Annotated in this window: 10 protein-coding genes and 1 pseudogene; 8 read left to right on the forward strand and 3 right to left on the reverse strand. The window is 27.6% G+C overall.

Features of this window, described 5'->3' with window-relative positions; genetic code table 11:
- From VN21_RS04460 to VN21_RS04495, 8 genes and pseudogenes are all read left to right on the forward strand, one after another.
- Positions 1-332: pseudogene (locus VN21_RS04460) on the forward strand (DNA primase); the annotation flags it as partial.
- A gap of 18 nt (positions 333-350) precedes the next feature.
- Positions 351-1,523, forward strand: coding sequence for an RNA polymerase sigma factor RpoD (gene rpoD, locus VN21_RS04465; RefSeq protein ID WP_021429080.1), 1,173 nt, complete (start codon positions 351-353; stop codon positions 1,521-1,523).
- Positions 1,524-1,589: 66 nt separating this feature from the next.
- The gene (locus VN21_RS04470) at positions 1,590-2,276 is read left to right on the forward strand and encodes a tRNA (adenine(22)-N(1))-methyltransferase (protein WP_046822238.1); all 687 of its coding nucleotides are present in this window, start codon (positions 1,590-1,592) and stop codon (positions 2,274-2,276) included.
- Entirely contained in the window at positions 2,277-3,374 is a 1,098-nt protein-coding gene (locus VN21_RS04475) for a Nif3-like dinuclear metal center hexameric protein (RefSeq protein WP_046822239.1), read from the forward strand.
- A 56-nt stretch (positions 3,375-3,430) separates the two neighbouring features.
- Positions 3,431-4,783, forward strand: a complete 1,353-nt coding sequence (locus VN21_RS04480; RefSeq protein WP_046822240.1) for a hypothetical protein — start codon at positions 3,431-3,433, stop codon at positions 4,781-4,783.
- Positions 4,784-4,792: 9 nt separating this feature from the next.
- Positions 4,793-5,233, forward strand: coding sequence for a zinc ribbon domain-containing protein (locus VN21_RS04485; protein ID WP_046822241.1), 441 nt, complete (start codon positions 4,793-4,795; stop codon positions 5,231-5,233).
- Positions 5,234-5,295: 62 nt separating this feature from the next.
- Positions 5,296-6,858 carry a murein biosynthesis integral membrane protein MurJ gene (gene murJ, locus VN21_RS04490; RefSeq protein WP_046822242.1) on the forward strand — a complete coding sequence of 521 codons (1,563 nt, stop codon included), beginning with the start codon at positions 5,296-5,298 and terminating at the stop codon, positions 6,856-6,858.
- A 188-nt stretch (positions 6,859-7,046) separates the two neighbouring features.
- A complete protein-coding gene (locus VN21_RS04495; RefSeq protein WP_046822243.1) occupies positions 7,047-9,026 on the forward strand; it encodes a fructose-bisphosphatase class III in 1,980 nt (659 codons plus the stop codon).
- A gap of 81 nt (positions 9,027-9,107) precedes the next feature.
- Here VN21_RS04495 and VN21_RS04500 read toward each other — a convergent pair whose 3' ends face one another.
- From VN21_RS04500 to VN21_RS04510, 3 genes are all read right to left on the reverse strand, one after another.
- Positions 9,108-10,061 (reverse strand): IS3 family transposase, encoded by a 954-nt coding sequence (locus VN21_RS04500; RefSeq protein ID WP_408633641.1) that lies wholly within the window; start codon positions 10,059-10,061, stop codon positions 9,108-9,110.
- 27 nt (positions 10,062-10,088) lie between these two features.
- The gene (locus VN21_RS19440; protein WP_046822245.1) at positions 10,089-10,289 is read right to left on the reverse strand and encodes a helix-turn-helix domain-containing protein; all 201 of its coding nucleotides are present in this window, start codon (positions 10,287-10,289) and stop codon (positions 10,089-10,091) included.
- Positions 10,290-10,372: 83 nt separating this feature from the next.
- Positions 10,373-11,806 (reverse strand): alanine/glycine:cation symporter family protein, encoded by a 1,434-nt coding sequence (locus VN21_RS04510; protein ID WP_408633642.1) that lies wholly within the window; start codon positions 11,804-11,806, stop codon positions 10,373-10,375.
- Positions 11,807-11,953: the final 147 nt, after the last annotated feature.

Genomic DNA, 11,953 nt, shown 5'->3' on the forward strand with positions numbered 1-11,953 from the left:
AAATTTTAAAATTTATAATTAAAAATGAAGAAATGGATAAAATAACTATTGACAAATTAAAAAGTTTAAACTTATCCGAAGATTATCTTTTAAATTTGTATAGTATGAAGATAGAAAACATTAATGTTAATGACAAAAAGAGTATAGAAGAAATAATTAAAAAAGTAAAAAAAAATAAGCTTCAAGATGATATAGATAATTTATTGAAGAAGCAAAAAGAATTAGAAAATGGAAAGTCTAATGATAATTCAAATGCGAAAGAGGTAGATGTACAAGTTATGGAAATTGCTATAAAGATAGTTGAACTAAGAAAGATATTAGAAAATATATAAAGGAAGGGAGGCTGAAGTATGGAAACTAAAACACCAAAAAAAGAATCTAAAAGAGTAACAGCAAAATCACTTATAGAAAAAGGTAAAAAGCAAGGAAGTCTTACACTTATGGAAATAATGGAAGCTTTCTCTGAAACAGAATTAGACAAAGATCAAGTTGAAAACTTATATGAAACACTTGGAAACTTAGGGATTGAAGTAATTCAAAAGAAAGAAGAAAAAGCTGATGCAGATATAGAGTTTACTTCAGAAGATATGGATATATCAAACATGGATATAGATGATAGCATTGATGAGGATATATCTAAAGAAGAAAACACTATGGAAATTGAACAAATAGATTTAACTCTTCCAAAAGGGATAAGTATAGATGACCCGGTTAGAATGTATTTAAAAGAAATTGGTAAAATACCTTTACTTAAGCCTCATGAAGAAGCTGAACTTGCAAGGAGAATGCATGAAGGTGATGAAATAGCTAAACAAAGATTAGTTGAAGCAAACTTAAGGCTTGTTGTAAGTATAGCAAAGAGATATGTGGGAAGAGGAATGTTATTTTTAGATCTAATACAAGAAGGAAATTTAGGTCTTATAAAAGCTGTTGAAAAGTTTGACTATACAAAAGGATTTAAATTTAGTACTTATGCTACATGGTGGATAAGACAAGCTATAACTCGTGCAATAGCAGACCAAGCTAGAACTATAAGAATACCTGTTCATATGGTTGAAACTATAAATAAATTAATAAGAGTTTCTAGACAATTATTACAGGAATTAGGTAGAGATCCAAAACCTGAAGAAATTGCAAAAGAAATGGATATGACAGAAGATAAGGTTAGAGAAATTATGAAAATTGCTCAAGATCCAGTATCTTTAGAAACTCCTATAGGTGAAGAAGAGGATAGTCATTTAGGAGACTTTATACCAGATGACGATGCTCCAGCTCCAGCAGAAGCTGCAGCATATTCTTTATTAAAAGAGCAAATAGAAGAAGTTTTAGGTTCGTTAAATGAAAGAGAGCAAAAAGTTTTAAAATTAAGATTTGGATTAGAAGATGGACGTGCTAGAACTCTTGAAGAAGTAGGTAAAGAGTTTGATGTAACAAGAGAAAGAATAAGACAAATAGAAGCTAAAGCTTTAAGAAAATTAAGACATCCAAGTAGATCTAAAAAACTTAGAGATTACTTAGATTAATAAAAAATTCGTCTATGATAGGCGAATTTTTATGTATACAAAAGATATATGAAAGGACGACAAAAATTGAAGTTAACAGATAGATTATTAAAAATAGCAAGCATTGTAGATGAAGGTAAAAAAATTGCAGATATTGGGACGGATCATGGATATATACCAGTTTATCTTCTAAATAAAAAAAAGATAGACTTTGCTATATTAGCAGATGTGAATAAAGGGCCTTTAGAAAATGCAAGAAAAGAAGTTAGACATAATAAATTAGATGACAAAGTTGATTTAAGACTAGGGTCAGGAATAGAAGTTTTAAATGATAATGAAGTGGATGAAATTATAATAGCAGGTATGGGTGGTATACTTATAGGAGAACTGATAGAAGCGAAAAAAAGTGTTGCTCAAAATGCTGAAAAACTTATATTACAACCAATGCAAGCACAAGCTGAACTTAGAAAATATCTTTATAATAACGGATTTGAAGTTATAGATGAAGTTTTAGTAAAAGAAGACTTTAGAATATATGAGATAATAGTAGCTAAATATACTGGAAGAAAAACAGAAGTTACAGACGAAATATATTATGAAGTATCAAGTAAGCTTATAGAAAAAAAGGACGAACTTTTAACTGAATTTTTAAATAAAAAAATATCTGCATATGAAAATATAATAAAAAAATTGGAAGGTAAAAGTGGAGAAGCTATAGAAAATAAGAGAAATAAGACTATTGAAGTTATAGAAAAGCTTAAGGAGATGTTGTAAATGAAACTTAAAAGTTTTATAAAAAAAATAGAACAAAAATATCCTCTTAATTTAGCGTATGATTGGGATAATGTGGGACTTATAGTAGGAGACTCTGAACGTGAAGTTAAAAAAATAATGGTTTGTTTAGAAGCTAATGAAAAAGTTGTAGATGAAGCTATAAATAAAGATATAGACTTGATAATAACTCATCATCCTTTTATTTTTTCAAAATTGAAAAAGGTTACTACTTTAGATTTAAAAGGGAAATTAATACATAAATTAATAAAAAGTAATATATCAATATATTCTATGCATACTAATTTTGATATAGCTTTTGATGGATTGAATGATTATTTTGTAGAAATGTTAGAACTTGAAAGTGTGAAAATTTTAGATAAAACTAGCAGCGAAAATCTATATAAACTAGCAGTTTATGTACCAAAGACACATATAGATGATGTAAGAATAGCTTTAGGAAATTCTGGGGCTGGACACTTAGGAAACTATAAAGATTGCTCATTTACTACTGAAGGTGAGGGAAGATTTAAGCCTTGTGATGGAGCTAACCCTTATATTGGAGAGACTAATGCACTAGAAAGTGTTCATGAAGTTAAGGTGGAAACGATAGTCCCTCAAAAAATATTAGATAAAGTTATAAGTTCCATGATTAAATCGCATCCATATGAAGAAGTTGCATATGATTTGTATAAGTTAGAAAATAAAGGTGAAGCTATAGGACTTGGAAGATACGGAAAACTTAAGTCTAAAATGACATTTAAAGATTTAGGAATGATACTTAAAGAAAAATTAGATATAAAACACTTAAGAGTAGTTGGAGAATTAGATAGCGTTGTATCTAAAGTTGCTATAGTTACAGGCTCAGGTGCTGATATGGTAAAAAAGGCGTATAAATCAGGTTGTGATGTTTTAATAACTGGAGATATGAAATATCATGATGCTCAAGATACACTTGATATGGGAATGAAAGTGATTGACTGTGGTCATTTTGATACTGAAAAAGTATTTTCAGATATAATGTTTGATTATATAAAAAATGAATTTGATATAGATGTTATAAAAAGTGATATAAATTTAAATCCTTTTGATATAATATAGCTATGATTAATAGCCTTAAGATAGTCTTAAGGCTATTTAAAATATGGAGGAAAAGTATGAATAATAAGAATAATGACTTAACTTTTTCAAATCATAGAAATTATTGTGAAACAGATGGATATGATTTATCTAATATGGAAATTGATTCAATTAACCTAAATTATGAAAAAGTATGCAGTGAATGTGGTAAAGTTTATAATAACTTAAGTTTATATTGTGAAGAATGTGGGAATGAATTAATATTAGCAAGTGAAAGTGAAAAACATTTAAATATATATAATTTATTAGATGGAGATTTACATAAAAAAGAAAAATTAAAAATGTGGACAAACAACTTTGAAATTAAAAGAAGGATTTTAGCTCCATTATTTTCAATTTGTATACTATTTATAATATCTATATGGATAAAGTTTTTCATAAACTTTGCAGGATTAGAAGTGAATAAATTTTTAAATGTATCTAGTATTATGTTAGGGTTAAATTTAGTTCCTTTAAAGATTGTCTCCTCATCTGTTATAGGACTGGGGAATATGGGGATAAGCATGAGTTTTGTAATTGTTTTAATAATACCATTTATAACGATTTTAGTTTCAAGTTTGTTTTTTATAAAAAAAGAATTTTTAAATGGGAAAAACATTATTAAAGAAGCTTTTGTATTAAGCTTTATTTATGGATTGACTTTAGGTATTATATCTATACTAGGTAAGCAGTTTATTAACTTATCTATGGGAGAGTATTACACGATGTCCATAGTTGTTAAATATAGCTTTTTTAGAAGTGTTTTAAACGGTATAGCAATATCTTTTCTTCCTGCATACGTAGCTTTATATTTTAAAACTAAAGATAAAAAAATAGAAATTAACATTTTTAATAGGGTTTTAAAGACGATAGGGTTTACATATTTCCTAATTCTATCATTAATGGTTTTAGGAATGTTTTTCAATAAAATATTTTTAAGTGGGCGTGGATTAAGCGGGTTAATAGCATATCCCCAACTTGCTTTATATATATTACATTTTATTAACTTAATTCCAGTAGGATTAGGAAATTCTATTATATCTATATTTAATATGGGAGATATAAATTTATACTTAAATAATAGTATGGTATTATTGATATATGCAATTATGCTTTTAAATATAGTTATATTAGTTGTATCTGGGTACGATATAAAAAATAGAGTCAATAATAAAAAATATATAAAATATTTTAGCCTGGTATATTCTGTGGTTATAGCGAGTTCTATATTTTTAAGTAAGATAGACACTAGTGGAAGTTTGTCTTTGTTAGAATCGCAAAATTATGACATGTATTCATATATAGGGTCAAGTGCTATTGTTGGTCTGATTATATCGTTTATATATAGTTATATATTGATAAACATTGGATATAAGTTGAATAAGGAATAGGAGAAAGATATGAATAGTATAAGATTTAATATAAATAACCAGAAATTATCACTAGAAAGTATAAAGGAAAAAAATAAATTAAATATAGAGATAGAAAAAGCTAAAAAAGATAAAACTAAAATTTTTGTTGATGCAGGCATGAAGCTTTATGAAATGATTAGAAAAGAAAATATAATTCATGAAGAACTTATTAGTTTATTTGATAATATGATTGAGATTGATAAAATTATATATGAATCTAATTTAAAACTTGAAAAAATTCAATTAAAAAATACCACTAAGTGTGAGTGCGGAAATATTTTAAATGACGAAAGTAAGTTTTGTAGTCAATGCGGTAAAAAAATAAAAGAGGAAATTGAATTTGAAACTTGTGAATTTTGCTCAAGTAAAATAAGTGAGAATGCAAATTTTTGTGTATGCTGTGGGAGTAAAGTTAGTAAAAACATATAATTAATAGGGGCGAGTGTATCCTCTATTATATAGTTAAGAAAAAGGAAGAAGGAAATTTACATATGTCAAAAACTAAAAAATCAGCAGTTATTTTGATGATTATAACGCTAATATCTAAGGTTACAGGATTTTTCAGAGATATAATATTAGCTAAAAATTTTGGCGCGAGTATTATAACAGATGCTTATATAACAGCTCTTAACATACCTGTTGTGTTATTCACAGGAATAAGTTCATCATTAGGAACTACTTATATACCTATGTTTTTTAAAATAAAAGAAGAACAAGGGCAAGAAGGTGTAAATAAGTTTACAAGTAATGTTTTAAATATAGTTGTAATTTTGGGTTTAGCAACTGTATTTTTAGGAAGTGTATTTACTCCATATATAGTAAAATTATTTGCTATGGGATTTAAAGGAGAGGAACTAAGAATAACAGTAGAGTATTCAAAAATATTAATGCCATCTATTGTATTTATAGCGGCAAATGGATTGGTATCCTCTTATTTACTAGCAAATGGAAGATTTTATATATCGGGAGTATTATCAATACCTTTTAATGTAATATGCATACTAGCCATCATAGTTGGAGGTATGACCAATTCATATATAATGGTATGGATAACTTTATTTGCATATATAGCACAGCTTATTTTTCAAATACCATTTTTAAAAAAATGTGGATATAAGCATAGCCTAATAGTTGATGTTAAAGATGAAAATGTTAAAAATATAATTTACTTAATTTTACCTGTTTTTTTAGGCTCGTATGTAGATCAAATAAATAGTGTTATAAACAGAACCTTAGCATCTTTCTTAGATACAGGTAGTATAACAGCATTAAATTATGCAAATAAGTTAAATATATTTGCTGTAGGTGTACTGGTTATATCTATATCTACAATAATGTACCCTGTACTTTCTAAATTTGCAAGTCAAAAAAATATGAAAGCTTTTAAAAGTAGTTTAGGAAGATGTATAGATATAGTAATGATAGTTATGATTCCTATTATGGTAGGGATGATTATATTTTCAAAACCTATAGTTCAGCTATTATTTGAAGGTGGATCATTTACTAGTAGAGATACTCAACTTACATCTACTGCACTACTTTGCTATTCTTTGGGTATGGTTTCCTTTGGAATAAGAGATATAGTTTCTAGAGGATTTTATTCTTTACAGGACACAAAGACACCTGTGAAAAATGCTATGGTAGCAGTTGCTGTTGATATAGTTTTCTCTATATTATTAGTAAGAGTTATGGGAATAGGAGGCCTAGCTTTATCTACTTCTATTGCAACCACAGTAGGGGCTTTACTTCTTATAATATCTTTAAGACGAAAAGTAGGTAAATTAGGAATTAAAAGTAGCTTAATCACAGGATTAAAGTCTATTGTAGCCTCTATAATAATGGGTATTATATGTAAAGAACTATACACATTAATTATGTTTTTAGGTGGAAATTATACACATGAAACTAAAAAATTAGTACTAATAGGACTAGTTGTAAGTAGTTCTGTAGGGGCTATAGTATATTTGATATTAAGTTTGATGTTCAATATAAAAGAAGTTAGAGATATAGTAAGTCAAGTGAAAATAAAATATGTTCAAATGTTAAAAAGGTAAGATGATTTCATCTTACCTTTTTAACATTTGGATTACTTAAGTTAAATTTTATATAACTGATTTAGTATATATATGATGACATAATTACATATTTCATTAATTAAAAAAGCAAAAACTATTAGTATTATATGTTAAAATAGTACTTATGGTATAATTAGTATGTAATATAAAATATAGGGGGGAATAAAATGAGTTTAGAAATATCAGAAAAAGTATGCAGAGAAAATATAAGATATTTAAATCTGCTTTCTAAACAATATCCTACGATTTCTCAAGCTTCAACAGAAATAATTAATTTAGAATCGATTTTGAATTTGCCTAAGGGAACTGAACACTTTTTATCAGATATTCATGGAGAAAGTGAGCCTTTCGTGCATGTGTTAAGAAATGGATCGGGAGTAGTTAAGAGAAAAATAGAAGAACTTTTTGGAGATTCCCTTATGGAGAGCGAAAAAAAGGCATTGGCTACACTAGTATATTATCCAGAACAAAAACTGGAGATAGTATTAAAAGAAGAAAAAAACATAAATGACTGGTATAGAGTTACGCTTCATAGAATAGTTGAACTATGTAGATATGCATCAACTAAATACACTAAAGATAAGGTAAGAAAGTATCTTCCTAAAGATTTCGCATATATAATAGAAGAATTACTAAATACAGATTGTAATATAGATCATAAGAAAAAGTATTATCAACAAATTATAAATACGATAATTGATATAGATAGATCTAAAGAATTTATAATAGCAATATCTAAGTTGATCCAAAGATTAGTTGTAGATAGATTACATATAATAGGTGATATATATGATAGAGGACCTAGACCTGATGCTATAATTGATACTTTGATGGATTATCATAGTGTTGATATTCAATGGGGAAATCATGATATCTTATGGATGGGAGCTGCGGCAGGTCAAAAAGTTTGTATAGCTAATGCTCTTAGAATTTCAGCTAGATATGCTAACTTAGACATAATTGAAGATATATATGGGATAAATATATTGCCTTTAGCTACATTTGCTTTAAATGTATATAAAGATGATCCTTGTGAATGCTTTTTACCTAAAATATCAGAAGGTGAATATAATACAAGTGAAATATCATTAATAGCTAAGATGCACAAAGCTATATCTATTATACAGTTTAAATTAGAAAACGAGGTTGTAAAGAGAAGACCAGAATTTAAAATGGGACATAGATGTTTATTAGATAAAATCAACTATGAAAACGGAACTATAAATATAAAAGGGAAAAGTTATAAAATAAAAGATAATAACTTTCCTACAGTAGACCCTAAAAATCCTTATAAATTAACTAAAGAAGAAGAAGTTGTTATCGAGAAGTTAAAGTCATCTTTTGTAAATAGTGAAAAACTTCAAAAACATACCTCTTTTTTATTCTCTAAAGGAAGTATATATTTAAAATGTAACTCCAATTTATTATTCCATGGATGTATTCCTTTAAAAGAAGATGGTTCGTTTAAAACATTTACAATAGAGGGGAATGATTATGGAGGTAAAGAGTTAATGGATAAGTTTGATTCATTAGCTAGAGAAGGATACTTCTACAGAGAAGGAAATAAGCAGAAAGAGTATGGTATGGATATAATGTGGTACTTATGGACTGGTGAGGCTTCTCCGTTGTTTGGAAAGGACGATATGGCTACCTTTGAAAGATACTTTATATCTGAAAAAGAGACACATAGGGAAAATAAAAACTCATACTTTAAACTAAGAGATACTGAAAATATGTGTAATATGATATTTAGAGAGTTTGGCCTTGATAGTGAAGATTCACATATTATAAATGGACATGTTCCTGTTGAGAGTAAAAAAGGAGAAAGTCCTATTAAAGCCAATGGTAAATTAATAGCTATTGATGGTGGGTTCTCACGAGCTTATCAACAAAAAACTGGTATAGCTGGCTACACTTTGATATATAACTCATATAGCTTACAACTTGTATCACATCAACATTTTACTAATACAGAGCAAGTTATATTTGAAGAAAGTGATATATTATCAATTACATCTATTGTTGAAAGAAATAAAAAAAGAAAATATATAAGAGATACAGATGTAGGAAAAGAAATAGTTGAGCGTATAAATGATTTAAAATTATTACTGTTGGCTTATAGAAAAGGTATAGTAAAAGAAGCTTAAAAAAGTGGATATCAGTATTGTACTGAGACCCAAAAGTTGGACTTTATACAGGAATGAAAATTCATTCCTGTATTTTTTGTTTTATGCAATTTTAGATTCATAGTCAATTCTATATTTAACAGGGCTACGCCAATTTAAATTTTCTTTAATTCTATTGTTATTATAGTAGTAAATATAATCTGTTATAGCTATCTCTAATTCATTAAAACTTTTATATATTTTTCCATAGTACATTTCCTGTTTCATTACTCCAAAGAAATTTTCCATAGGAGAATTATCAAGACACGTACCTTTTCTAGACATACTTTGGAATATTTTATTATTCTTAAGTGTTTTTCTATACAAATTCATTTGATATGCCCAACCTTGATCCGAGTGAAAAGTTCTTCTATAAGGGCAATCTTTTGTAACATCGATAGATTTATTTAATGCATCATTGATAGCCTTAAAATTAGGTTTATTTGATATACTGAATGATAAAATTTCTCCATTAAACATATCTAAAAATGGATCAAGATAAGCCTTTTTTATAATTAATTTACCATTTTCATCTGTAGTATATATTTTAAATTCCGATGTATCTGTTGTTATCTTCTGATGAGGAATTGATGTTTTAAATCTTCTATTTATTTTATTATTTTCTATTTTTCCAATTGTACCTTTATATGAATTATATTTACGTGATTTATGAGAAAATGCAATGCATTTAAGGTCTAATTTTTTCATAATACGTCTAACTTTCTTTTGATTAATAACTATGCCCATATCTTTTAATGTAGCTGTAATTCGGCGATAGCCATATCTTCCATTATGTTCTTGAAAAACTAATTTAATCTTTTCTTCAATATTTTCATCTGGATTTTCACTATCAAATCTCTTTTGCCAATACATATATGTTGATTTAGGAAATTTAGTAGCTTCAAGAAGAGTGGATAGTTTAAACTCCTTGCGAAGATCATAAATTACTTTTGATTCGTATCGGTTTTTAACCTTTCGGGAACATTCATTCCTGAAGCACGCAGCTTTTTTAAAAATGCAAGCTCCGCTTTTAACAGTGTATTTTCATATTCTAACTCTTGTTCTCTTGTTAACTTTTTTTCTTTTTAGCCCATCTTCACCTAATATGTTATAGGCATTTACCCATTTTTGAATTTGGCTATTATTATGAATTCCATATTTTTTTGATAGTGAAAGAAATCCGCCTTCTCCATTTAAATAAGATTTAACAACTTTTAGTTTAAAACTAAAATCGTATTTAGTCATATAAAAACACCCCAATCATTAGATTTTTAGTCCAACAATTGGGGCGCAGTACAGTATGATATCCACTTTTTAATATTCTTTTACTATTTATTATCTTCGGCTTTCCAACATTCACAACCTACTAATCCATCTATCGATGAAGCTTTAAATATAGGCTCTTTTATACCAGATTTTTTTTGATTAGTATAATCTTTAAGTGCTAAAAATGCGAATTTGCTAAGTTTAGCTATTGCAAATAGGTTTATAATGGCCATAAATGCCATAAATAAGTCTCCTAAGTTCCAAACTATATCTACTGCAGTTAAAGATCCAAATATAACCATACCTACAACAGCTATTCTATAAGTAGATAATAAACCTTTACTACCACTTATAAATTCTATATTAGATTGTCCATAGTAGTAATTACCAACTATTGAACTAAATGCGAATAAGAATATACAAACTGCTATAAAATAATTTCCTATAGATCCTATTTGTGAAGATAGTGCATATTGAGTTAATTGTATACCTGATAAATTAGATGTTGCATAATCACCACAAGTTAATATTATAAAAGCAGTACAGCTACATATAACTATAGTATCAGTGAAAACACCAAGTGCTTGTATTAGACCTTGGCTAACCGGGTGTGAAGTGGTTGCAGTAGCTGCTGCATTAGGGGCACTACCCATACCAGCTTCATTAGAGAATAAACCTCTTTTTATACCCATAAGCATAGTAGCACCTAAACCACCACCTGCTATAGCTTTAAATCCAAATGCATTTTCCATTATAAGTGTAAATATTTCAGGTATCTTTTGTATATTTAATAAAATAACAACTATTGCTACCAATATATATGCAACTGCAAATATAGGAACTATAACTTCTGAAATCTTTGCAACTCTATGAACTCCACCGAATATTACAACTGTTGTTAAAATCGCAAGTAGTATACCGATAATAGCTTTATCAATACCAAAAGCTGATTGGAAAGCTTGAGCAACAGTATTTGACTGTATTGCATTAAATACAAATCCGAAACTCACTGTTATAAGTATAGAGAAAACAACACTCATAAACTTGTTGTTGAGTCCTTTTTCTATATAATATGCAGGACCACCTCTAAAACCATCTCTATCTTTGACTTTATATATTTGTGCAAGAGTAGACTCAACAAAACTAGAAGCTGCGCCTATTAAAGCTACAAGCCACATCCAAAATACAGATCCAGGGCCACCTAAAGTAATAGCTATAGCAATACCTGCTATATTACCAGTACCAACTCTTGATGCTGTACTTATACAAAAGGCTTGAAAAGAAGATACTTGTCCTTTTTTCTTATTAGTACTAGATGCACCTAAAAGTTTAATCATTTCTTTAAAGTATCTAAATTGTACAAAATTACTTTTTAAAGTAAAATAAACTCCTAAAACTAATAGTAAAGCAATTAAAACATAAGACCATAAAAAGTCATTTAATGATAAAACTATATCATTTAAAATACTCAAATAAATCCCTCCTAATATAAAAATAATTTATTGAATTCTTGAAAAAGAAATTTCTTGAATTAAATTATGCATTTTTAAAGATTATATAATGAAATTAAAAATAAATCAATAAGAAAAATACTTGGAAAATAAAGAGAAACGTTATCTAGAGTAAAAAATAAATGAATGTGC

Source organism: Paraclostridium benzoelyticum, assembly GCF_001006285.1.
GTDB lineage: Bacteria > Bacillota > Clostridia > Peptostreptococcales > Peptostreptococcaceae > Paraclostridium > Paraclostridium benzoelyticum.

Coding starts and splice junctions, on each gene's coding strand:
- VN21_RS04495 (WP_046822243.1), top strand. CDS start 7,047: ATGAGTTTAGAAATATCAGAAAAAGTATGCAGAGAAAATATAAGATAT.
- murJ (WP_046822242.1), top strand. CDS start 5,296: ATGTCAAAAACTAAAAAATCAGCAGTTATTTTGATGATTATAACGCTA.
- rpoD (WP_021429080.1), top strand. CDS start 351: ATGGAAACTAAAACACCAAAAAAAGAATCTAAAAGAGTAACAGCAAAA.
- VN21_RS04485 (WP_046822241.1), top strand. CDS start 4,793: ATGAATAGTATAAGATTTAATATAAATAACCAGAAATTATCACTAGAA.
- VN21_RS19440 (WP_046822245.1), bottom strand. CDS start 10,289: ATGACTAAATACGATTTTAGTTTTAAACTAAAAGTTGTTAAATCTTAT.
- VN21_RS04475 (WP_046822239.1), top strand. CDS start 2,277: ATGAAACTTAAAAGTTTTATAAAAAAAATAGAACAAAAATATCCTCTT.
- VN21_RS04480 (WP_046822240.1), top strand. CDS start 3,431: ATGAATAATAAGAATAATGACTTAACTTTTTCAAATCATAGAAATTAT.